The organism is Streptomyces sp. NPDC048337 (assembly GCF_043201175.1).
GTDB lineage: Bacteria > Actinomycetota > Actinomycetes > Streptomycetales > Streptomycetaceae > Streptomyces.
The window spans coordinates 227169-249501 of the sequence record NZ_JBICYR010000005.1 but is presented as its reverse complement, the minus strand read 5'-3'; the positions used below and the strand labels follow the sequence as shown (position 1 = coordinate 249501).

The following is a 22333-nucleotide window of genomic DNA, read 5'->3' as shown; positions in this document are numbered from 1 at the left end:
CCGCCCGACGAGACAGTAGGCGACCGGTCAACTAAAAGCCCACTCCGGTAGTTGACCGGGCGTATACTCATCGCCATGGGACGGACGAGCACGGCGCGGGAACGACTGCTGGACGCGGCCTGCGGCCTGCTGCTGAGCCGCGGCTACGGCATGATCGGCGTCGCCGACATCTGTGCCCGCGCGGACGTGAAGAAGGGCAGCTTCTACCACTTCTTCGAGTCGAAGCAGGCGCTGGCCGTCGAGGCGATCAACACGCACTGGGCGGCCCAGCGGCCCGGCTGGGTGGCGACCTTGCGCGGCGACGGGCTGGCTGAGGACCGGCTGGAGCGGCTCTTCCTCGACCAGGCCTCAGCCCAGCGCGCGGCGAAGGCGGAGGGTGGTGCGGTCGACGGGTGTCTGTTCGGCAATCTGGCGCTGGAGATGAGCACCCAGGACGCGGTCGTCCAGGCCCGGCTGGCAGAGATCTTCGACGAGCAGATCGACCTGGTTCACGCCACGCTGACGGATGCGGCGGAACAGGGCACCATCCCCGCCACTGTCGCGACCCGCACCACCGCCCGCGCGGTACTCGCCCAGTTGGAGGGCATGGTCATGTTCGCGAAGCTGGCAAACGACCCCTCCGTATTGGACGGGCTGTGGGCGCAGACCTCCCGGCTCCTGCGGAGCTGAGGGAGAGCTGGTCGGTGCCGCACCTGCGAGGATCGCGGGCGGAGCCACGCCCATGCGGGGCGGGAATGGTCCGTGTTACCGACTCGCCTTTCCGTCGCGCCTGACCAGATCGACAGCCCGCCGTTTGCTCGCCACCGGCCAATGGATCTTCTGCTGCTCCAGCCGCGTGAAGACCTCGGCCCTGCGTGGAGAGCCTTGGCGTTCCTTCCGTGGCCGAGTCCGCAGCCGAGTTCGCAGCCCGCCAGGCCCCGCTTCGACGCCTTCCCGTAGCCCAGGCTCGTGGACATGTTCAGCATCGTGGCGACGGCGGACGTGCCCGTGTGTCGGCGCCCAGCCGAGTTTGAACGGCCCTTTCCCGCACCCGAGTCGCAGGTGAGGGACGCAGCCGACTGCACCCCGCCGCGTCCGGGACGGTGGCATCGGCGGGGAGAGCGAGGCGGTCCCGGTCGCCGGGTTGGCTTGGAATTACCCCCCCGCCCTGATCCAAGAGGGGCCGAAGTCCAGGATGTGGACTGCCGGGTGGCCGGCCAGGCCGCTTGCCGTCGATTGGCTCTGAGCCGGAGGTGCGTATGTCGGCCATGCTGGGACGGCCGGTGTCCACCGGCATCGCGGACGGTCCGGAAGGCATGATGAGCACCACCACCCACACCAACCACCTGACGAAGACCGGCGAGCGCACCCACGCCATCCATGCCGGGCTGCCCCGCCCCACGGCGGGCGAACCGGCCCTCCCCGGACCGGTCTTCGCCGCGCACTACAGGGTCCCCGGCGAGCCGACTGCCTCCCCCTATACGTACGGCCGGGACGGCAACCCCACCTGGACCCTTCTGGAGGCAGCCCTGGGCGAGCTCGAACTGCCCGGCGAAGCCGTCGAGACCATCCTTTTCTCCTCCGGCATGGCCGCCTGCTCGGGCGTGCTGTTCTCCCAGCTCGGCGCGGGCGAAGCGGTGGTGCTTCCGGACGACGGCTACCACGGCCTGTCCCTGCTGGCCGAGCGCCTGGCCGCCTTCGGCGTCGAGGTCCGCCGCGCCCCCACTGCGGGCGACGCCCAGCGCGAACTCCTCGACGGTGCCCGCCTGCTGTGGATCGAGAGCCCGTCCAACCCCGGTCTCGACGTCTGTGACATCCGCCGCCTGACGGAGGCCGCGCACGCGGCCGGCGCCCTCGTCGCGGTCGACAACTCCCTCGCCACCCCGCTCGGCCAGCGTCCCCTCGAACTCGGCGCTGACTTCTCCGTCTCCAGCGGCAGCAAGCAGCTCACCGGCCACGCCGACCTCCTCCTCGGCCACGTCAGCTGCCGCAGCCCCGAACTCGCAGCCGCCGTACGCACTTGGCGCAAGGCCGCCGGCGCCATCCCCGGCCCCATGGAGGCCTGGCTCGGCCACCGCTCCCTCGCCACCCTCGTCCCGCGGCTGACGCAGCAGTCCGCCAACGCCCTCGCCCTGGCCGAGTTCCTGGCAGGCCGCCCCGAGGTCACCGGCGTCCGTCACCCCGGTCTGCCCGACGACCCGGCGCACGAGCTCGCCCGTACGCAGATGCGGCGCTTCGGCTGTGTGGTCTCGTTCGAACTTCCCGATCGCGCCCACGCCGAACGCTTCCTCGCCGCCCTGCGCCGGGTGGAGGAGGCCACCAGCTTCGGCGGGGTCCGCTCCACCGCCGAACGCCGGGCCCGCTGGGGCGGGGACGCCGTCTCGGAAGGTTTCATCAGGTTCTCGGCCGGCGCCGAGGACACCGCCGACCTCCTGGCCGATGTACACCAGGCCCTCGACACAGCCACGACCGGAGCCCGCCCGTGACAGGCTCGCTCCACGTGCGTCCACCTTGGCGAGGTCCCTTACGGACGGGTGCAGGCACGACGTGATCGTGAACGTACCCCATCCTGCTGACGCCCGGGCTGGAACGGGTGTCATCCCCATCCGTCACCGTCCTGCCCCTTGCCGGGTCGATGCCTGGCGCGAGGCGACCAGATCTGCCGGGAGCCGCACGGTTTGAGTGCGTCTGCCCCTGTGTCTGACGGAATGTCATAACAGCCCATCAGGTTGACCGCCATGGTCCGCCCTCGTCGCCGACGGCGCGGACCGCAACGGCGTCACGCCGGCCGGCTGGGCCGTGGCGGGCGACGGCTGCGATCCCGACCGGTTGCCGCTACTGCCGCAGCTGTGCGTCGAGGTGCTGGGGGAGACCGGCACGACGCGGGCCCTGGCCGGCGGTCACCAAGTGAACGCGCCGTTCCTCCACCACGGCGACCTGGTGGTGGTCGGCGACCTGGACCTGGCGGCCCCGTTCGTGGTCACCGGCTCGCTCACGGTCGAGGACTGCCTCGCCGACTGCGGCCCGGATTCGTTGGTCGCCGTCGGCGGCTGTATCACGGCCGAAGTCGTCTACGGCCATTACAACTGGTCGGCAGCCACTTCCGATAGGGGTCAGGCGACTTGGCAGGTCAGGCTCCATCGCGCTCGCACCGGTTGCCGCCGTCCGCCGGTGTGCGGGTCGCCGGGCCGCCTGCTAGCGTCGATTACGTGAGTTCCGCCCGTATCGCCGAGGCGTCGCCCCGCGGGGCAGCCGTTGAACGGTAGAGGAACGGGATCATATGGCAGAGCACGGCTTCCGTATCGGGGCGGCAGCTGCCGCGGCCGCTCTGGGGCTCCTGACAGCGCAGCCCGCCCCGAGTGCGGCGGGCGCCGCACCACCCCACAGCGGTACCGCCGAGAGCGCCGGGCAGCCCGGCGTGGCCGCCGGGTCACGCTTCGTGCCGGGTCCCTGCCCGAAGACGACGCCCGAGCCGATCGAAGCGCTGGACACCGCCCGGTGCGGATTCCTGGAGGTCCCGGAGAACCGCACCCGTCCCGGCGGGCGGACCATCCGGCTGGCCGTCGCGGTGATCCCGCCCGCCTCGGCGAAACCCGCCCAGGACCCCGTCGTGTTCATGGCGGGCGGCCCCGGTGGCGAGGTCTTCGACGACATCCCGTTCCTGGTCTCCTCCGGCCTGAACCGGGACCGCGACCTGATCGTCATGGCCCAGCGCGGCAACCTCTACGACGAACCCAACCTCGCCTGCCCGGAGGTCGACCGCTTCAACGAAAGGTCCGTGGGGCTCCCCTCGTACGCACCGCAGACGCAGCGGCTCATGCTCGACGCGGTGAAGCAGTGCCGTGATCGCCTGGTGTCCGACGGAGCCGACCTGGGCGCCTACAACAGCGTGGAGAACGCCGCGGACTTCGCCGACCTGCGCACGGCGCTCGGCATCGGGCAGTGGAATGTGTACGGCCACTCCTACGGCAGCAACCTGGCCCTGAACTACCTGCGCCTGCACCCCCAGGGCATCCGCGCGGTGGCGGTCGACTCGATCGCCCCCTCGCAGTACGTGTCCCTGCCCTTCGCGTGGGCCGGCGCCGGGGAGGGCCTCGAATACCTCTACAAGGCCTGCGCGGCGGAACCCGCCTGCAAGAGCCGCTACCCGGACATCGAGCGCACCCTGAACGAGCAGGTGCGCAAGCTGCAGGCCCGGCCGCTGACGCTGGACGTCAAGCCGCCGCAGGGCGGAGACCCGGTGACGGTGGTCCTCGACGGCGGCGCACTGGTGAACCTGCTGGTCGCCAAGGCGATCCCGCTCAAAGACGTCCCGGCGGCGATCGACGAACTCGGCCGCGGCAATCCGGAGCGCTTCGCCCGGGCCCGCGCCGCCGGTTCGGCCCAGGTCGTCGGCCAGAGCGCCCACGGACTGACGAATTCGGTGTCGTGCGCCGAGTGGCTGCCGGACCACACGGCGGCCGACGTGCTGAAGGCGGGCCGCGAGGCCTTCCCCGACTGGCCGGAGCAGGTCCTGGCCCAGGCGCCCCAACTGGCCTTCCAGGAGCAGGTGTGCCGGGTCTGGAACGTCCCGGACCGCACCGCCACGGTGCGGGTGCCCGCGGCCGGCTCGGTGCCGGTGCTCTTCATCAACGGGACCGGTGACATGAAGTCCGGGGCGAGCTTCGCGCAGAAGGCGGCCCGTGACCTGCCCCACGCGACCACCGTCCAGATCCCCGGCATCGGCCACTGGGTGGTCCCGCAGTCGCCCTGCGCCCAGAAGGTGCTGGCGTCCTTCCTCGCCCGTCCGACCGCACCCGACACCGGCTGCGTGGCGGACCTCGGGTGGGAACCGTTCACGATCACCCCGAAGTGACCGCCCCGAGCGACCGGGAGGGCGGAGCAGATGTCACGCCCACACGTACGACGGCTGCGCTCCCGGCCGGCCGCGGCGGCGGCCGGAATCCTCGCGGCCGGCCTGCTCGCGGCGCCCGCGGGCGCACAGGGGGAGACGCCCGGACCGGCGACCGGCACGGTCGCCCGCACCGTGGGCGACGCCCGCTACGAGCCGGGCGCCTGCCCGAAGACCCCGGAGCCGGTCCCCGAACTGGAGGGGGCCCGCTGCGGAACGCTCACCGTGCCCGAGAACCGCGCCAAGGCGGACAGCCGAAAGATCACCCTGGGTGTCGCGATCGTGCCGGCGGTCGCGGGTGAGCCGAAGCCGGACCCGATCGTGCTGTTCGTCGGCGGGCCCGGCAACGACGCCGTCAGTCAGGCGAAGATGGCCGTCGACGGCGGCCTGAACCGCGACCGGGACGTGATCCTGATGTCCCAGCGAGGTACCTACTCGGCCGACCCGGAGCTCACCTGCCGCACCATCGACGAGTTCGAGGCACGCGCGGTCGGCCTCGTCTACAACGCCCCGTCCACCGAGAGCGAGCACCTCGCGGCGATACGGAGCTGTCGCGACCAACTCGCCGCCCGCGGCGTCGACCTCGGCGCCTACAACGACGCCCAGAGCTCCGCCGACTACGCCGACCTGCGCCGCGCACTGGACATCCCGCAATGGAACGTGTACGGGCTCTCCTACGGCACCCACCTGGCGCTCATCTACATGCGCGACCACCCGGAGGGGATCCGCTCGGTCGGCCTCGACGGCGTCCTGCCACCGTCCAAGACGGGATACGCGCTGGCCTGGAGCAGCGCCCGGCAGGGCATCGACAGCCTGTTCAAGGCCTGCGCGGACCAGCCGGAATGCGACCGGCGCTACCCGAACCTGCCCGGCACCTTCGAGAGACTGGTCCGTCAGCTCGACGCCGAGCCGGTCACCACCACCGTCAGGACCCCCGGCAGTGCGGACCCGGTCAAGGTCGTCCTGGACGGCGGGGCCCTGATGAACTGGATGACCACCGCCACCCACGTAGCCCCCGGCGTCCCCCGGTCCCTGGACGAGCTGGCCCACGGCAAACCGCAGCGGATCGCCGAACAGTGGGCGGCCAGCAGGGTCACCCCGGAGCTCTTCGGCCGGATCTCCCACGGCCTGGAATACGGCGTCTTCTGCGGCGAGTGGGTGCCGTACGAGACCGAGGCGGAAGCCATGAAGGGTGCGCGGGAGGCCTTCCCCAAGCTGCCCCCCTCGGTACTGGCCCAGGCCCCGCAGCTGACCTTCGTACGCCCGGACTGCGCGGTCTGGGACGTTCCCGCCCTCCCGCGCTCGATCCGCGACGTCACCCGCAGTGACATTCCCACCCTCGTCATGTCGGGCGGATTCGACTCCCAGACCGGCGCCGAGAGCGGCGCGTACGTGGCCCGCACGCTGCCGCGTGCCACCGTCGTCACGGTCCCCTACGTACCCCACGTGGTCTTCGCCACGTCGAAGTGCGCCCAGTCCATCGCACGTTCCTTCTTCGACGACCCCGCGGCCCCGGACACCGGCTGTCTCAAGGACGTCAAGCCCCCGGAGTTCGAGATCGCCCCTTGAGGAGAGAAGGGAGGTGGAGTCCGTGAAGGCGGACCTGGCCACTGGGCACGCCATCACCTCGAAGACGGTCTTCGACATGGCCTCCAACTCCAAGCAGTTCACCGCGGACGCCGTCCTGCTGCTGGCCGGCCGGCACCGACTGGCGCTGGACGACCCCCTGTCCGAATTCCTCGACGATCCGCCCGTCTGGACGAGGGACGTCACGCTGGGCGACCTGATGCGTCACACCAGCGGCATCACCGACTACCAGGACTTGCTGGAGGCCAAGGGCGTCGAGCTGACGGATCCGGCGGGCCAGAAGGGGGCGATCGAGGCCATCCTCGCCTCGCGGCCGGAGGATCCGCCGGGCAAGCGCTTCTCCTACTCCAACTCCAACTACGTCCTCCTGGCGCACGTCGCCACGGGAGAATTCGTCCGCTGGGCGGACAACTACCGCACCGGTCGCATAGGCGGGACGGAACTCCTCACGGGAGTCACGGAGGGAGTGGTGGACGTGGGCGACGTCTTGCGCAAGCGCGGTGTCGAACAAGGGCGGTACGGGGCCGGAATCCTCCTCCTGCCCGACGAGAGCCTGGTGCACCGGGGTGACCGGGAGGGATTCCACAGCACCTTCAAGGTGAGCCCGGACCGCGACACGGCCGTCACCGTCGCGTGCAACGCGGACTCGCCCGACAATTTCCACGCCGCCGATCAACTGATGGACATCTGGGATAAATGATCACGGGTCTCGCCCGTCGCCTCAGGCGCGCGGGTCGGACTCGGCCCGGGAGGGGACCCGCTCCCGCTCGGCCTCGGCCTGGCGGGACATCGAGCGCTTCGGCGACTCCGGGAGCTGTACGTCCTTGATCTCCACGCGGTCGATGCGCACACCCGCACGACGGCGTCGACGTTCACCTTCCGCATGCGGCCGGCGAAGGGAATGAGAGAGGCGGCATCCGCTACGGGGTGCCCGCGCTCCACGTGCCCCACGGCATACCGCTCGCCCTGAACACCGGCTCCTGGTTGATCACAGCCGCACTGGGCCACGCGGCCGGCCGCGCCCTGGACGACGCCGTGCGCATCGACCTCACCGACATCGTGCCGGAACTCGGTGGGGCCAACACGCGCGAGGACTCGGACGGATTGAGAACGGGGGCCGGACAAGTACGACCTGAATCCCGTCCTGCACGGCCTCCGCCCGAGCCGACTCCGCGCCCCGCCGGGATTCGTCGACCGGACCGCGACCGGCGGGGTCGCTGCCGTGGGGAGGTCGTGCGGAGACCGTGCGGAGAGGCCGTGTGACCGGAACGCCGCCCGGCCACGCGCCCTTTCGCCGGCTTGTCATGCGCGCATACGGTGTCCCCCGTCCGCAGTCAGGGAGTCAACGGACGGGGGAGAGGGATGCCACGCATCCGCTTATCGACACGCTCATCGACACGCGCCCGATTACTGCTCATCGGAGCGGTCCTGCTCACACTGCCGGCGGTCACGGTCACGCCCTCAGCCGCTGCCGGCGAACATCCCGGGGTGCGGCAGGGAACGGCCGGGGAGAAGCCGGATCTGCCGTACCCGAACATCGACGTACGCGGTGACAAGCGCGTCCCGCCCACGGCCGCACAGTTGCACGCCGCACAGGAACTCGACGGCACGGCGATCCGCTGGAGCCGGTTCGGCACGCCGAGGCTGCTCACCCCGCAGGGCCGGGGCGCCCTCACCGCCCCCAGCACTACCGACCCGCGCACCCTCGCGCTGGACCACATACGCGGACACGCGGCCCTCTACGGCCTCTCCGCCAACGGACTTGACTCCCTCGTCGTCGTCAAGTCGTACAACACAGCGCACAACGGGTTACAGCACGTCTTCATCGGCCAGAGCGACCAGGGAGTCCCTGTCCACGGCGCCGGTCTCTCGGTCGCCGTCGACGCGGCCGGCCGCATCCTCACCGTCGCGGGCAGCCTCGTCCCGAACGCCCGCGCCACCGGGACGGCCGCCCTCGACAAGGGCGCCGCGCTGGACCGGGCCGCGGCCTCCGTCGGCACACACGCCCCGCCCGCCGCCGCCACCGCCACGAGGGTCGCCTTCCCGCTCGCCGACGGCACTGCCCGCCCGGCCTGGCGGACCACGCTCACCGCCGACAACCACCACCTGTACGACACAGTCGTGGACGCGGGGAACGGCACCGTCCTCCTGCGCACCGACCTCACCAGCAACGAGGGCCCGGAGGGCCGGGTCTTCACCGACCAGAACCCCACCCTCGGCAGCGCGACGACCGTCCCCTTCAGCGGCCTCGGCCGTTCCTGGGTCACCGGCCGGGTCACCACCGGCAACAACGGCGAGGTCTCCCAGGACGTCGACGGCAAAGAGACGCTCGGCCACCAGCCGCAGACCCCGGCCGCCGGAGACCCGGCGTACCAGCACTTCAACTACACCTTCACGGACGCCTTCCGCACCAGCGGCGGCACCGACCTCACCACCGACCGGGACGCGGTCGTCACCCAGGCCTTCTACTACACCAACCACATGCACGACCACCTCTACGGGCTCGGCTTCGACGAGGCGTCGGGCAACTTCCAGGAGGACAACCTCGGCAACGGCGGCGCGGGCAGCGACCGCGTCCAGGTCTACGTCGACTTCGACGCCGGCGGGGACTCCGCTTGCAACGCCAACTTCGGCACCCCCGCCGACGGCCAGAACCCGACCATGCGGCTCTTCGTCGGGCGCACCTCCTGCGGCAACCACAACGTGCACCGGGCCATGAACGGCGACACCATCGCCCATGAGTACAGCCACGGCCTGTCCCACCGGCTCGTCGGCGGCGGCGACCTGGGCAACGGTGAGCAGACCGGCGCGCTCGGCGAGGGCTGGGGCGACGCGATCGCCACCTCGATGTGGAACGACCCGGTGTACGGCGAGTACAACAACGGCTCAGCCACCGGCGTACGCCGGGTCGCGTACAACAACAGCCGACTCACCTACGCCGACCTCTGCGACGGCGGCAGCTGCGAGGTGCACGACGACGGCGAGATCTGGGCCACCGCCATGTGGGACATGCGCACCGCCCTCGTCGGCGTGTACGGCAACGCCACCGGAAAGCAGCGGCACGAGCAGCTGATGGTCGACGGCATGAAACTGACCCCGTCCTCGCCCGACTTCCTGGACGCCCGCGACGGCATCCTCGCCGCCGACCGCGCCGACAACGGCGGCGCCAACCAGTGCCTGCTGTGGGGGGTGTTCGCCCGTCGCGGCATGGGCGCGAGCGCCACCTCGCCGAGCCAGAGCCAGGCCAACCCGGCGACCGACTACCCCGCGAGCTGCCGGCCTACCGCCGACGCGGGCGGGCCGTACACCACCAAGGAGGGCACCGACGTACGGCTCGACGCGAGCGGCTCCACCGTCCCCGGTGGCGGCGGCAGCTACAGCTGGGACTTCGACGGCGACGGCGCCTACGACGACGCGACCGGCGTCAGCCCGCTCTTCGACCGCGTAGGCCAGGACGGCACGTACACCGTGGGCCTGCGCGTCGGCAACGCCGCCGGGGCCGCCACCGACACGGCGACCGTGACCGTCACCAACGTGGCGCCCGCGGTGGCCTTCACCGTCCAGGGCCCGCGTGAAGAGGGCGGCAAGCTCACCGTCACCGGTACGGTCACCGACCCGGGCTGGCTCGACCCGCTCACCGCCACCATCGACCCCGGCGACGGCGAGCCCGTCCCCCTGCCCGGGCAGCTGGAGAACAACCGCCCCGACGCCACCCTCACCTTCAGCCGCGAGCTCGTCTTCGGCGACAACGGCACCTTCACCGTGAAGGTCTGCGGCGGCGACGACGACACCACCACCTGCCGGGAGGCCGAGATCACCGTCGCCAACGTCGACCCGGCCGCCGCCATCGACAAGACCTCGGCCGTGACCCTCGCGGGTGGGCGGACACTCGTCGTCCACGCGGGCGAGGAGAAGCGGTACACCGCCCGGGTCACCGACCCCGGAAGCGACGACGAGACCCTGACCTGGGCGTGGGGTGACCGGACCCCGGCCACCACGACCACCTCGCTCGTCAACCCGCCGGACCCCGATCCCGCCCGCAGCCCCAGCGTCCAGCCGCGCGACCTGACGGACGCCCAGGCCCACACCTACACCAAGCCCTGCCTGTACGACCTGTCCTTCACGGCCCGCGACGACGACGGGGGGACGCGGACCGACGGCATGCCGGTCATAGTCCAGGGCAATGCCCCGCTGTCGCTGCTCGCCGACGTCTGGTACGTCAAATACCTGACCGGTGACCTCACCCGGCTCGGCAAGGAGACGCTGGACTGCTATCTGAAGATCGTCCAGCACGCGAGCGCGGTGTTCTCCGAGAAGGTGGACGTATCCACCCAGGGCAAGGCGGCGGACGTCCTCTTCCTCAACCTCCTCCTGGACCCGAAGCGCTCCCTCGACCGCCAACTGCTCGCAGCCTGGCTCAACTTCGCCAACGGCGCCTTCGAGCCGAACGAACTCGTCGACACCGACAGCGACCTGAAGGCGGACACCCCCTTCCTGCAGGCCCTGCAGAACGCCGAGAGGGTACGCCTCGACCCCAACGCGACCAAGCAGCAGCTCTCCGCCCAGGCGGCCATCCTCACCTGCGTCAACATCCCGCTCGTATGACACGGATGAGGCTCCTGCCGCGCGCCGCCGCCGCCCTGCTCCTCGGGGCGGCGGCGGCCGCCTGCACCGACCACCCCCCGCCGCCCCGCCCGGACCCGCCCGCCCGTACCACCACACCCACCCCGGCGGCGACGACTGCCGTACCTGTCCCGCCCACGCCGGCGGCGACGAGTGCCGTACCCGTCCCGCCCGCCCCGGCGGTCCTCACCCAGGCCGACAACGGCCGCACAGTCGTCCTCCCCCTCGGCGCAGCCACCCAGCTGCGCCTCTCCGGCCGTTGGCAGGAAGCCACCCCGACCGTCGACGGCACGGCGATCGTCCTCGTCCCGGTCGACTTCGAGACCGACCCGGGATTCCGTGCCTGGGACGTCCACGCCGCCGGACCAGGGAAGGCGGTGCTGCACGTCCCCGGCCGGCCGGGCCTGACGCCGCTGCGGATCACTTTCCTGGTGCGGTGAGAACCCGTGCTGAAAGCTGACCGGACACGCGAATCGTTGTAGGCTCCGGCGGAACGCCCTTGACCTGCGAGAAGCGGGCAGGGAGCAGACACACCGGGAGTTTTCACATGCTTCGCACCATGTTCAAGTCCAAGATCCACCGGGCCACCGTCACGCAGGCCGATCTGCACTACGTCGGGTCCGTGACCATCGACGCGGATCTGCTCGACGCGGCCGATCTGCTGCCCGGGGAGTTGGTCCACATCGTGGACATCACCAACGGGGCGCGGCTGGAGACCTACGTCATCGAGGGGGAGCGGGGGTCGGGGGTCATCGGGATCAACGGGGCCGCCGCACATCTGGTGCACCCCGGGGACCTGGTCATCCTCATCAGCTACGCGCAGGTCGAGGACGCCGAGGCCCGGGTGCTGAGGCCGCGCGTCGTGCACGTCGACGGGGACAACCGGATCGTCGAACTGGGCGCGGACCCCTCCGCGCCGGTGCCGGGGACGGACCAGGAGCGCAGCCCGCACGCCGTGGCTGTCTGAGGGGAGTGGGGGAGCATGGCGGTCGAGTTCGAGGACGCGCGTGAGCGTGGGCGGCTGCTGGCCGTCGAAGGCGGGGCGGTGGTCGGGTTCATCGCGTACTTCGTGCTCGCCGCCGAGCCCCACGCCCTGGTGGCCGTGCACACGGTCGTCGAGCCGGGGCACGAGGGCCGGGGCATCGCCGGGGCGCTGGTGAAGACCTTCTACGGGATCGCCGCCGGCGAGGGCGTGCCCGTGGTACCGCTCTGCCCGTACGCCGCGAGCTGGGCCGCCAAACATCCCGACCAGGCGCCCGAGGCCCCGGCCGAGGTCGTCGCCGCGGCCAAGGCGCAGCTGGACGGTGACCCCGCGCTGTGGTGACGCCGCTGACCCTGCTCCACACCTCGGACGTGCACGTCGCGGTTTTCGACGCGCTGCGGGACCGGAACCACCCGGGGGCCGCGCTGCGGCACCTGGTCGTTCCGGAACTGCTGGCCCGGGCCCGCGCCGAAGGGCCGGAGGCGGTCGCTCCGGCGCTGCGGGAACTCCTGCGGGGATCCGGCGGGCCCGTGCTGGTCACCTGCTCGACGATCGGCGGGACCGCGGAGTCCCTGGCGCCGGCGCTCGGGCTGCCGGTGCTGCGCGTGGACCGGCCGATGGCGGCCGCCGCCGTGGCCGCCGGCCCTCGGATCGCCGTGCTGGCCACCGTGGAGTCCACGCTCCTCCCGACCTGCGAGCTGCTGGCCGAGGAGGCCGGCGAGCGGCCGGTGTCGATCACCCCGCACCTGGTCGCAGGGGCCTGGGAGCGCTTCGAGGCGGGGGACGGCGCCGGCTGCCGCGACCTGGTGGCCACGGCAGCTGACGCCGTCACCGAAGCGGACGTCATCCTGCTGGCCCAGGTCTCCATGGCCGGCGCCGCGGAGCTGACCGCGAGCGGGATCCCGGTACTGTCCAGCCCGGCCCGGGGCCTGGCCGCCGGACTGAGACTGCACAGCGAGGGCTGAGCGCGGCAAAATGGGAGTCATGGTACGAAAAGCAGAGCCGACCGTGCCGCCCGTCCCCGAGCCGCCGCCCACTCCCGGACCCGGGCCGACCCCCGGGCCCAACCCGTTCCCCGACCCGGAGCCCATTCCGCGGCCCGTGCCACCGACGCCCGAGCCCCTGCCGCCGCCGCTCCCGCCGCCCGGCCCGCTGACCTGAGCCCGGCACCGGCAGGGCCCGGGCAGCGACACCCGGGCCCGCCGACCCGCCGGTCAGCCCGTCCGGACCTCGGAGCGGTCGCCGCTCCAGAGGGTGTGGAACGAACCCTCGCGGTCGGTGCGCCGGTAGGTGTGCGCCCCGAAGAAGTCCCGCTGCCCCTGCGTGAGGGCGGCGGGGAGCCGCTCCGCGCGCAGCGCGTCGTAGTACGCCAGTGAGGCGGAGAAGGCGGGCACCGGGATGCCGTGCCCCACCGCCGCCACCAGAACGGCCCGCCAGTCCTCCTGGGCCGCGCCGATCTCACCCGCGAACCCGGCGTCCGCCAGCAGGCTGGGCAGCCCGGGCTGTGCGTCGTACGCCGCCCGGATCCGGTCCAGGAACGCCGCCCGGATGATGCAGCCGCCGCGCCACAGCGAGGCCACCGCGCCCAGGTCCACGCCCCAGCCGTACTCCTCGCTGCCGGCCCGGATCTGGTGGAAGCCCTGCGTGTACGAGACGATCTTCGAGGCGTACAGCGCCTGCTCCACCTGCGCGGCAAACGCGTCCGCCTGCTCCGGGGCGAGCGGCGAGGCCGTGGGGCCCGCGAGCCCGCGCGAGGCCGCCCGCAGGTCCCCGTGGCCCGACACCGCGCGGGCGAAGACCGCCTCCGCGATGCCCGACACCGGAACGCCCAGGTCCAGGGCGATCTGCACGGTCCAGCGCCCGGTGCCCTTCTGCTCGGCGGCGTCGGTCACGATGTCCACGTACGGACGCCCGGTCGCGGCGTCCGTGTGCGCGAGCACCTCCGCCGTGATCTCGATGAGGTACGAGTCCAGGCGCCCCCGGTTCCAGGTCCGGAAGGTCTCCGCGATCTTCGAGGGGGAGTAGCCGGCGACCTCGCGCAGCAGGTGGTAGGCCTCCGCGATGAGCTGCATGTCGGCGTACTCGATGCCGTTGTGCACCATCTTGACGAAGTGCCCGGCGCCGTCCGGGCCCATGTGCGAGGTGCACGGCGTGCCGTCGGAGGCCTTCGCGGAGATCTTCTCCAGCAGCGGGCCGAGGGACTCGTACGACTCCTTCGAGCCGCCGGGCATGATGCTCGGGCCGAGCAGCGCGCCCTCCTCGCCGCCCGAGATGCCCACGCCCACGAAGTGGATGCCCTGCGCCCGCAGTTCCTTCTCGCGGCGCCGGGTGTCCTCGAAGTGCGCGTTGCCGCCGTCGATGATGACGTCGCCCTCTTCCAGCAGCGGGGCGAACTCGCGGATCACGGCATCGGTCGGCTCCCCGGCCTTCACCATGATGACGAGGCGCCGGGGGCGCTCCAGCGCATCCACGAACTCCTTGGCGGACGTGGCCGCCACGAAGGCACCCTCGTGTCCGAACTCCGCGACGAGCGCCTCGGTCTTGGCGGCGGTGCGGTTGTGGACGGCCACGGAGAAACCGTTGCGGGCGAAGTTCCGGGCGAGGTTGCTGCCCATCACCGCGAGCCCGGTGACGCCGATCTGGGCTGTGCTGGTGCTCATGCGTGCGCTCCTGCGTGCTTCGGTGTGCGGGAACACCGACGCTACATCGGACGCCGCGCCCTCGGATCCCGGCCCTGTCGATAGAATGTCAAGTTCCGCTGGAGAGCGCCCCGTTGCGCCCCTTGTCGTGTCCCGGTCGAGACGATTAGGTTTGCGGTTCCTGATGTCTTCGATGGGGGCTCCCATGGGTGTACGGGGCCGGCACCGCCGGTATCAGCCGAGCAGCATCAACCGGGCCTCGCTCGCCGTCACCGCCGGTGGCGCCGGGATCGCGCTCCCGCTCATGGGAGCCGGAACCGCGCACGCCGCCTCCGTGGACACCTGGAACAAGGTCGCAGCCTGCGAGTCGACGAACAACTGGCACATCAACACCGGCAACGGCTATTACGGCGGGCTCCAGTTCAGCCAGAGCACCTGGCGGGCCTTCGGCGGCACCGCCTACGCCGCCCGCGCCGACCTGGCCACCAAGGACCAGCAGATCGCGGTCGCGGAGAAGGTACTGAAGGGCCAGGGACCGCAGGCCTGGCCGAACTGCGGCAAGCAGGCCGGACTCAGCCGCGCCGCCGCGACCCCCGCCGTCACGCCGACGGCGCAGCAGACCAAAGCCGCCACCACCCCCGCCGCCACCGGGCAGCAGGGCACCACGCCCCGCCCGACCGGGACGACCGTCCTGCCGAACCCCTACGTGGTCGCACCCGGCGACTCGCTCTCGGCGATAGCCACCGAGCAGCACGTCGAGGGCGGCTGGCAGGCGCTGTACGAGACCAACCGGGCCACCGTGGGCGCCAATCCGAACCTGATCTTCCCCGGGCAGCGGCTCACCTTACGCGTCACGGCCGCGCCGCCCGCGCAGAACCCCGAGAAGCCGCCGCGGACGGCGGAGCCGGTGAAACCCGTGGAACCGGCGGCGGAGAAGCCCGCCGAGAAGGCCGCCGACAAACCGGCACCGGAACCGGCCGAGAAGCCGGCCGAAAAGCCCGCCGAGAAGCCCGCCGAGAAGCCCGCGGCGCAGTCCGCCTCGGCGCAGGAGGAGCCGGCCGCGGGCGGGTACACCGCCCCCGTCGACGCCCGCCTCGGCACCGCCTACCACGTCGCCGGTTCCTCCTGGTCCAGCGGCTACCACACGGGCGTCGACTTCCCGGTGGCCACCGGGACCTCCGTCAAGTCCGTCGGCCCCGGTTCAGTGGTCTCGGCGGGCTGGGCCGGTGCGTACGGATACCAGGTCGTCATCCGGCACACCGACGGCCGGTACTCCCAGTACGCCCACCTGTCGGCGCTCTCCGTCAAGGCCGGCCAGCAGGTCTCCGGCGGCCAGCGCATCGGCCGCTCCGGTTCGACCGGCAACACCACCGGTCCGCACCTGCACTTCGAGATCCGTACGGGACCCGGCTACGGCTCCGACATCGACCCGCTGAAGTACCTCCGGGCCCACGGCGTGGGCATCTGACCCGCGCACGTGCGACGGCACGGCCATGAGCAGGACCAGGCCGGTCGCCGCCAGCACCGCGCTGACCAGCGCCGCCGCCGTGCCCGCCGTCCCGTACCGGAAGCCCTCGTCGAACAGCGAGATGCCGACCGCCGCCGCGACCACGGGATTGACCACGGTCACCGTGGCCAGCGGCGCGGTCAGCCCCGCGCCCCGGTAGGCGGCCTGCGAGAGCAGCAGCCCGCAGGCCGCCAGGACCGCGATCGCCACGAGGTCGGGCCACAGCCCGGCCAGAGCGCCCGGGGAGAAGCTCTCGGCCACCGACTTGGTGAACACCGAGGCCATGCCGAAGGCCGTACCGGCCGCTGCGGCCAGCAGCACGCTGCGCAGCACCGCCCGGCGCATCCGGTGCGCCGCCACGAACAGCACCGCCACCCCGGCCCCGGTCGCCGTCAGCAGCAGGCCGCGCTCACCGCCCGCCAGGGACTGCGCGGCCCGCCCGTCACCGCCGGCCAGGGCCAGCAGCCCCGCCAGACCCACCGTGGCCAGCAGCGCCCCGCGCCAGGCCGCCGCGCCCGCCCGGCGGCCCACGAACACGGCCGCCATCGGCAGGGCGAAGACGATGGTGAGGGCGCCGAGCGGCTGGACCAGGCTGAGCGGCCCGTACGCGAGGGCCAGTACGTGCAGCAGCGCGCCCAGGCCGTTCAGCCCGACCGCGACCCACCAGCCGCCCCGGCGCAGCGGGGCGTAGGGCCGGTCCGGCGTGCTCGCCGCGACCCGTTCCTGGATGATCGCGCCGCCCGCGTACGCCACGGCGGACGCCAGACAGAGCAGGACCGACAGCGCCAGTGCACTCATGAAGTCCACAATGCCCGAACGATCTACGCTATTCCTCCGCCCACAGGGGGTCACGCCTCATACTCCGGGCGTAGTACGGGAGTACAGGACGGGTACGCGACCGGCGCGCGACTGCGAGCGCACCGTGACCGGACGCTCCCGGTCCGTGAGGGCCCCGGCCACGGGTTTGGTTCCCGGCGCGTCGGATCCGTACAGTTTCCCTTTTGGGGACTTCCGCAGCAGGCGGATGCGGACGATTGATCAAGGAACGGCAGCGGCCATGACGGCGACCGAGACCGAAGACAACCAGGCATACGGGCCGGGCATCGACCCCGAGCGCATGGCCGTCTGCCTCAGCGTGCTCGACGAGCTGGACCAGCTCGACGTCGACCACCCCGACGCCGTCACCGTACGACGCGCCACCGCCGGTATCTACCGCACGGTCAAGCAGCGCCGCCGCCAGGAGCGCCGCGCCGCCAAGACCGCCAACGACAAGGCCGTCACCGAGGCGACCGCGACCGGGTCCGCCGAGCGCATCGACGACGAGACCGAGGGCATCCTGCCCTCCTCCGTCACCGAGGTCGGCCGGATCGCCGGGATACTCCAGCGCCCGCGTTCCTGCTACGTCTGCAAGACGCGGTACGTCGAGGTCGACTACTTCTACCACCAGCTCTGCCCGGACTGCGCCGGCGAGAACCGCGCCAAGCGCGAGGCCCGCGCCGACCTCGCCGGCAAGCGCGCGCTGCTCACCGGCGGCCGGGCCAAGATCGGCATGTACATCGCGCTGCGGCTGCTGCGCGACGGCGCCCACACCACGATCACCACCCGCTTCCCCAAGGACGCCATCCGCCGCTTCAAGGCGATGGAGGACTCGGCGGACTGGATGCACCGCCTGGAGGTCGTCGGCATCGACCTGCGCGACCCGGCCCAGGCCGTGGCGCTCGCCGACCAGGTGTCCGAGGCCGGCCCGCTGGACATCCTGATCAACAACGCGACGCAGACCGTGCGCCGCCTGCCCACCGCGTACGCCGCACTCGTCGAGGGAGAGAGCGCCCCGCTCCCCGCCGGCGAGCTCCCCGCCCACCACGTCATCGGCGCCTTCAACTCCGGTGCGGTCGACGGGCTGGCGGCGCTGCCCGTCGGCGTGAGCGGGCTGGAGGCGCAGAAGGTCGCAGACCTCGCCCTGGTCGCGGGCAACGCCAGCCTGGAGCGGCACCTCGCCGGAACCGCCATCGACGCGGGCGGCCTGCTGCCCGACGTCGTCGAGTCCAACACCTGGGTGCAGACCATCGACCAGATCTCCCCGGTGGAGCTGCTCGAGACCCAGCTGTGCAACTACACGTCGCCGTTCATCCTGATCAGCGCGCTCCGGCCGGCCATGGCCGAGGCCGCCCGGAAGGCGTCCAGCGGGCGTGCGTACGTCGTGAACGTCTCGGCGATGGAGGGCGTCTTCAGCCGCGGCTACAAGGGCGCCGGGCACCCGAACACCAACGCCGCCAAGGCCGCCATGAACATGGTGACGCGGACCAGCGGCCAGGAGATGTTCGAGACGGACCGCATCCTCATGACCTCGATCGACACCGGCTGGATCACCGACGAGCGCCCGCACTTCGACAAGCTGCGCCTGGCCGAGGAGGGCTTCCACGCCCCGCTCGACCTGGTCGACGGCGCGGCCCGCGTCTACGACCCGATCGTGCGCGGCGAGGCGGGCGAGGACCTGTTCGGGGTCTTCCTCAAGGACTACGCCCCCGCGAACTGGTAGGACACGGGGCTCCTGGGCCCTACGGGATCCCCGCGATCGACCCCCTCGGCGACCCGAGGGGGTCGTTCCCGTTCCGGGCACGAGCAGCCCGGCCGACGGCCACCGCGACCAGTTCCAGCAGCGGCCGCCAGTCCTCCAGCACACCCGCGTCCAGGCCGGCCGCCCCCGCCGCGTCGTGCGCCTGCCGCAGCGCTGCCGCCGCCTCCCCGTCGGGGCCGGCCGCGGCGAGGGCGCGGAGCCCGGCCTCGTCCCCGGCCCGCGCGTGCATCCGTAGCAGCCGGGACACCCGCTCGCCCAGCAGCGGACGCACCGCCTCCGCCGCGTCACCCGGACGGAGCAGCTCGCCGAGGTCCTGCACCAGACCGGCGATCTGGAGCTCTTTATCGAAGGGCCGCGAGCGGCGCAACAGGGCCGCTGCCTGCAATCCGCAGCCTTCGCGGCAGGCGTGGAGCAGATCCATCAGCTCCGAAACGCTTGAGATGTACGGCACTTCGGACCCCGGAATCCCGGACCTCGCCACCGCCGCTCCCTCCGTCGTCCCCGCGCGCATTCGGCGTCGAGCGGACCATGCTTGTCGCACCCGCGGGCCGACGACTTCCTGAACTCGCGGCGAAAAGAAGAGGGCGACGTGGATTTTGCCTTTCTATCGAGCGGAGGCCCGCTCATATGTGTACTCTGGGGCATCAGACGGCCCCATCCGGGCCTCGCTCCACCAAGGCGCCACCGCGTCCGGAAACCCTTTACATCCCTGCCCGGCGCGCGGTCCGCCTGCCGGGTTACGCGACACAAAGGAGTGCGCGGTGACTGAAAAGACGCAGCCCGAACCGACGTTGCTGGAGCGACCGGGATCGCGGTCCAAGCCGCGGACCGACGAGCTCGGCAGCCTCGAAGTCTGGGCCCGATCCGCCCCGATCCGGCTGGCCGGGTACGAGGAAGACCTGGCGGAGTCCCACATCCTGCCCGGAATCGACTGATCAACCAGCGGACAGAGTGGTGCAGAGCGCCCCCACGTGCCGAACGCACCGGGGGCGCCGGCATGACCGCCCGGGCCTGGCCCTTGCGGGCGGACACGAAGTTCCCGCCCCGCCTACGCCCTGAGCGTCATCGCTGTCGGCGATCACGGGTTCCGGAGCCCCCTCCTCCCGGGCAGGCTGACCCGCATGAAGCTGCTGATGCTGGGTGGAACCGAATTCGTCGGACGCGCGATCACCGAGGACGCCCTCGACCGGGGCTGGGAGGTGACCGTCTTCCACCGCGGCCACCACGCGCCGCCGCCGGGCACCACGGCCCTGCACGGGGACCGCACCGCCCCTGGCGGACTGGACGCCCTCGCCGAGGGGGAGTGGGACCTCGTCGTCGACACCTGGAGCGCCGCCCCCACGGCCGTGCGCGACACGGCCCGCCTGCTGAGCGCCCGCGCCGGGCGCTACGTCTACATCTCCAGCCGCTCGGTGTACGCCTACCCCGCCCCGCCTGGCCGCGGGGAGGACACCCCCGTGGTGGAGGGCTCTCCCGACGCCGGACCCGTCGCCTACGCCGAGGACAAGCGGGGCGCCGAACTCGCCGCACTCGACGCCTTCGGCGACCGCGCCCTGCTGGTGCGCGCCGGGCTGATCATCGGACCGTACGAGAACACCGGCCGGCTCCCTTGGTGGCTGAACCGCACCGCCCGCGGCGGCCCGGTGCTCGCCCCCGGCCCGCGCGACCTCCCGATCCAGTACATCGACGTACGCGACCTGGCGCACTGGACCCTGGACGCGGCCGAGGCCGGGCGGGCCGGAGCGTACGACGTGGTCTCCGCGGCCGGGCACGCCACCATGGGCAGCCTGCTGGAGGCCTGCGCCGCGGTCACCGGCGGCGGCGCCGACCTGCGCTGGACCGACGCGGCCGTGATCGAGGAGGCCGGGATCGAGCCCTGGACCGAGCTCCCGGTCTGGATCCCCGCGGGCGAGGCGCACGACTACATGCACGGCGGCAACGTGTCCAAGGCCCTGGCGGCGGGACTGAAGTGCCGTCCCGTCGACGAGACCGTGGCCGACACCTGGGCCTGGCTCCGCTCCCTCGGCGGAACCGCCCCGCTGCGCCCGGACCGCTCGGCCAAGGGCCTCTCCCCGGAGCGGGAGGCCGCCCTACTCGGGCTCTGACCAGGCGGCCTCCGCGAGGCGGGTGGGCGGGAGGTACTCGCCGACCAGCCTGCGGTGCCACCAGGCGCCCGTCTCGCGCAGCTCCCGCCAGGTGGTGAACCGGTAGCGGTACAGCCGGGCGCGGACGTAGCGGGGCGGGGCGTCCGGGAAGGGGTTGTGGCGGATCAGCCGCAGCGTGTCCCGGTCGCCCGCCAGCAGCCGCTCCACGAACGGGCCGAACCAGTCCCGCGCGTAGCCGGGGGAGAGCGCGGCGAACCACATCAGCCAGTCCAGCCGCAGATGGTACGGGGCGAACTGGCGCGGGATCCGGCGCGGTTCACCGGGCTTTCCCTTGAAGCCGTACTCCCGCCAGTCCCCGTCGGCGTGCGGTCGCGGATCGGAGGTCCCCTCCACCACCACCTCGTCGCGGATCCGGCCCACCGAGCCGAACGCCCCGTAAGTGTTGACCAGGTGCAGCGAGTCGAAGGAGCGGTTCATCACCTGGCGCCGCGAGATCATGTTCCGTACCGGATGCCGGCTCAGCACCAGCACCAGCACGGTCACCGCGCAGACCAGGACCACGAACCACACCGGCGACGCCCTCGAGGCGGCGGCCGGGGGAGCGCCCGCGAGCCCGGTGAAGTCCACCGACGACAGGGCCACCGTGATCGTCACCCAGTTCAGCCAGGCGAAGTTCCCCGACAGCACCAGCCACAGCTGCGTGGCCACGATGATCCCCGCGGCGTACGAGGCCACCGGCTGCGGAGTGAACAGCAGGACGGGCACGCCCAGTTGCGTCACGTGGTTGGCGGCGCACTCCACCCGGTGCAGCGGCTTGGGCAGATGGTGGAAGAACCAGCTCAGCGGCCCGGGCATCGGCTGGGTCTCGTGGTGGTAGTAGAGGCAGGTGAGCTCGCGCCAGCAGGAGTCCCCGCGGATCTTGATCAGCCCGGCCCCGAACTCCACGCGGAAGAGCACCCAGCGCAGCAGCCACAGCACCAGCACCGGCGGCCCGGCCCGCGCGTTGCCGAGGAAGACGGCCAGGAAGCCGATCTCCAGCAGCAGGGACTCCCAGCCGAAGGAGTACCAGGTCTGCCCGACGTTCACGATGGAGAGGTAGAGCAGCCACAACAGCGCCCACATCCCCATGGCGGCGCCCAGCGGCACCACGTCCCCGGCCCCGGCGGCCAGTGCGGCGGCCAGGGCCGCGCCGGCCCAGGCGCACCCGGCGAAGAGCCGGTCGGAGTAGTGCAGTTGGAACAGGCTCGGGGCGCGTCGGAAGGGCACGTACCGCACGTAGCGCGGCACGGGCAGCATGCCGTTCGCCCCGATCAGGGCCCGGAACTGCAGGGCGGCCCCGACGAAGGCGAACAGGTAGACACCGGCGAGGGCCCGCTGGAAGACCAGTCGGGCCAGCCAGTAGCCGGGCGCCGTGAACCAGTCCATCGACTCCAGTATCGGAC

At 72.1% G+C, this 22333-nt stretch carries 18 protein-coding genes and 2 pseudogenes; 15 read left to right on the top strand and 5 right to left on the bottom strand.

The features are described from left to right. Positions 1-75: 75 nt before the first annotated feature. The 6 genes from ACGFYU_RS11220 (at position 76) to ACGFYU_RS11195 (ending at position 7157) form a co-directional block, all read left to right on the top strand. Positions 76-669, top strand: a complete 594-nt coding sequence (locus tag ACGFYU_RS11220; RefSeq protein ID WP_393827003.1) for a TetR/AcrR family transcriptional regulator — start codon at positions 76-78, stop codon at positions 667-669. Between the two features lie 629 nt (positions 670-1298). After that, complete coding sequence (locus ACGFYU_RS11215; RefSeq protein ID WP_393827144.1) at positions 1299-2465, top strand: cystathionine gamma-lyase; 1167 nt, start codon at positions 1299-1301, stop codon at positions 2463-2465. Between the two features lie 313 nt (positions 2466-2778). Next, on the top strand, positions 2779-3192 hold the full coding sequence (locus ACGFYU_RS11210; RefSeq protein WP_393827002.1) for a hypothetical protein: 414 nt from the start codon (positions 2779-2781) through the stop codon (positions 3190-3192). Positions 3193-3259: 67 nt separating this feature from the next. Next, positions 3260-4834 (top strand): alpha/beta fold hydrolase, encoded by a 1575-nt coding sequence (locus ACGFYU_RS11205; RefSeq protein ID WP_393827001.1) that lies wholly within the window; start codon positions 3260-3262, stop codon positions 4832-4834. Positions 4835-4864: 30 nt separating this feature from the next. Next, positions 4865-6439: an alpha/beta fold hydrolase gene (locus ACGFYU_RS11200; protein WP_393827000.1), complete on the top strand. Its 1575-nt coding sequence runs from the start codon at positions 4865-4867 to the stop codon at positions 6437-6439. A 13-nt stretch (positions 6440-6452) separates the two neighbouring features. Then, complete coding sequence (locus ACGFYU_RS11195; RefSeq protein ID WP_393826999.1) at positions 6453-7157, top strand: serine hydrolase domain-containing protein; 705 nt, start codon at positions 6453-6455, stop codon at positions 7155-7157. A gap of 57 nt (positions 7158-7214) precedes the next feature. Here ACGFYU_RS11195 and ACGFYU_RS11190 read toward each other — a convergent pair. Beyond that, positions 7215-7310 (bottom strand): annotated as a pseudogene (locus ACGFYU_RS11190) (slipin family protein); the annotation flags it as partial. 635 nt (positions 7311-7945) lie between these two features. On the opposite strand from ACGFYU_RS11190, the gene ACGFYU_RS11185 reads away from it, so the two are divergent. The 5 genes from ACGFYU_RS11185 (at position 7946) to ACGFYU_RS11165 (ending at position 13027) form a co-directional block, all read left to right on the top strand. Continuing rightward, positions 7946-11062 carry a M36 family metallopeptidase gene (locus ACGFYU_RS11185; protein WP_393826998.1) on the top strand — a complete coding sequence of 1039 codons (3117 nt, stop codon included), beginning with the start codon at positions 7946-7948 and terminating at the stop codon, positions 11060-11062. 5 nt (positions 11063-11067) lie between these two features. Further along, a complete protein-coding gene (locus tag ACGFYU_RS11180; RefSeq protein WP_393826997.1) occupies positions 11068-11520 on the top strand; it encodes a hypothetical protein in 453 nt (150 codons plus the stop codon). Between the two features lie 107 nt (positions 11521-11627). Next, positions 11628-12047 (top strand): aspartate 1-decarboxylase, encoded by a 420-nt coding sequence (gene panD / locus ACGFYU_RS11175; protein ID WP_393826996.1) that lies wholly within the window; start codon positions 11628-11630, stop codon positions 12045-12047. A gap of 15 nt (positions 12048-12062) precedes the next feature. Further along, entirely contained in the window at positions 12063-12404 is a 342-nt protein-coding gene (locus ACGFYU_RS11170) for a GNAT family N-acetyltransferase (RefSeq protein ID WP_393826995.1), read from the top strand. Further along, a complete protein-coding gene (locus ACGFYU_RS11165) occupies positions 12398-13027 on the top strand; it encodes an arylsulfatase (RefSeq protein ID WP_393826994.1) in 630 nt (209 codons plus the stop codon). Before ACGFYU_RS11170 ends, ACGFYU_RS11165 begins: the two co-directional genes overlap by 7 nt. A gap of 249 nt (positions 13028-13276) precedes the next feature. On the opposite strand, the gene gndA is transcribed toward ACGFYU_RS11165, so the two are convergent. Beyond that, positions 13277-14722: an NADP-dependent phosphogluconate dehydrogenase gene (gene gndA / locus ACGFYU_RS11160; protein ID WP_393826993.1), complete on the bottom strand. Its 1446-nt coding sequence runs from the start codon at positions 14720-14722 to the stop codon at positions 13277-13279. Between the two features lie 184 nt (positions 14723-14906). On the opposite strand from gndA, the gene ACGFYU_RS11155 reads away from it, so the two are divergent. Continuing rightward, positions 14907-16169, top strand: coding sequence for a transglycosylase family protein (locus ACGFYU_RS11155; protein WP_393826992.1), 1263 nt, complete (start codon positions 14907-14909; stop codon positions 16167-16169). A gap of 27 nt (positions 16170-16196) precedes the next feature. Here ACGFYU_RS11155 and ACGFYU_RS11150 read toward each other — a convergent pair. Then, positions 16197-17006: pseudogene (locus ACGFYU_RS11150) on the bottom strand (DMT family transporter); the annotation flags it as partial. A 259-nt stretch (positions 17007-17265) separates the two neighbouring features. Between ACGFYU_RS11150 and ACGFYU_RS11145 the strand changes: the two are divergent. Then, complete coding sequence (locus ACGFYU_RS11145) at positions 17266-18747, top strand: SDR family NAD(P)-dependent oxidoreductase (protein ID WP_393826991.1); 1482 nt, start codon at positions 17266-17268, stop codon at positions 18745-18747. Between the two features lie 19 nt (positions 18748-18766). Here the strand turns inward: ACGFYU_RS11145 and ACGFYU_RS11140 are convergent, their stop codons facing one another. Continuing rightward, the gene (locus tag ACGFYU_RS11140) at positions 18767-19207 is read right to left on the bottom strand and encodes a hypothetical protein (RefSeq protein WP_393826990.1); all 441 of its coding nucleotides are present in this window, start codon (positions 19205-19207) and stop codon (positions 18767-18769) included. Between the two features lie 340 nt (positions 19208-19547). On the opposite strand from ACGFYU_RS11140, the gene ACGFYU_RS11135 reads away from it, so the two are divergent. Both ACGFYU_RS11135 and ACGFYU_RS11130 read left to right on the top strand, forming a co-directional pair. Next, complete coding sequence (locus ACGFYU_RS11135) at positions 19548-19721, top strand: hypothetical protein (RefSeq protein WP_393826989.1); 174 nt, start codon at positions 19548-19550, stop codon at positions 19719-19721. 186 nt (positions 19722-19907) lie between these two features. Next, positions 19908-20891: an NAD-dependent epimerase/dehydratase family protein gene (locus ACGFYU_RS11130; RefSeq protein WP_393826988.1), complete on the top strand. Its 984-nt coding sequence runs from the start codon at positions 19908-19910 to the stop codon at positions 20889-20891. On the opposite strand, the gene ACGFYU_RS11125 is transcribed toward ACGFYU_RS11130, so the two are convergent. Beyond that, positions 20877-22316 (bottom strand): lipase maturation factor family protein, encoded by a 1440-nt coding sequence (locus tag ACGFYU_RS11125; RefSeq protein ID WP_393826987.1) that lies wholly within the window; start codon positions 22314-22316, stop codon positions 20877-20879. The two genes, ACGFYU_RS11130 and ACGFYU_RS11125, sit on opposite strands and share 15 nt — an antisense overlap. Positions 22317-22333 lie beyond the last annotated feature (17 nt).

Excerpts from the sequence above, each read along its gene's own strand:
- ACGFYU_RS11220 (WP_393827003.1), top strand. The coding sequence starts at position 76 with ATGGGACGGACGAGCACGGCGCGGGAACGACTGCTGGACGCGGCCTGC.
- ACGFYU_RS11215 (WP_393827144.1), top strand. The coding sequence starts at position 1,299 with ATGAGCACCACCACCCACACCAACCACCTGACGAAGACCGGCGAGCGC.
- ACGFYU_RS11205 (WP_393827001.1), top strand. The coding sequence starts at position 3,260 with ATGGCAGAGCACGGCTTCCGTATCGGGGCGGCAGCTGCCGCGGCCGCT.
- ACGFYU_RS11200 (WP_393827000.1), top strand. The coding sequence starts at position 4,865 with ATGTCACGCCCACACGTACGACGGCTGCGCTCCCGGCCGGCCGCGGCG.
- ACGFYU_RS11180 (WP_393826997.1), top strand. The coding sequence starts at position 11,068 with ATGAGGCTCCTGCCGCGCGCCGCCGCCGCCCTGCTCCTCGGGGCGGCG.
- panD (WP_393826996.1), top strand. The coding sequence starts at position 11,628 with ATGCTTCGCACCATGTTCAAGTCCAAGATCCACCGGGCCACCGTCACG.
- ACGFYU_RS11170 (WP_393826995.1), top strand. The coding sequence starts at position 12,063 with ATGGCGGTCGAGTTCGAGGACGCGCGTGAGCGTGGGCGGCTGCTGGCC.
- gndA (WP_393826993.1), bottom strand. The coding sequence starts at position 14,722 with ATGAGCACCAGCACAGCCCAGATCGGCGTCACCGGGCTCGCGGTGATG.
- ACGFYU_RS11155 (WP_393826992.1), top strand. The coding sequence starts at position 14,907 with ATGGGTGTACGGGGCCGGCACCGCCGGTATCAGCCGAGCAGCATCAAC.
- ACGFYU_RS11145 (WP_393826991.1), top strand. The coding sequence starts at position 17,266 with ATGACGGCGACCGAGACCGAAGACAACCAGGCATACGGGCCGGGCATC.
- ACGFYU_RS11140 (WP_393826990.1), bottom strand. The coding sequence starts at position 19,207 with ATGGATCTGCTCCACGCCTGCCGCGAAGGCTGCGGATTGCAGGCAGCG.
- ACGFYU_RS11130 (WP_393826988.1), top strand. The coding sequence starts at position 19,908 with ATGAAGCTGCTGATGCTGGGTGGAACCGAATTCGTCGGACGCGCGATC.
- ACGFYU_RS11125 (WP_393826987.1), bottom strand. The coding sequence starts at position 22,316 with ATGGACTGGTTCACGGCGCCCGGCTACTGGCTGGCCCGACTGGTCTTC.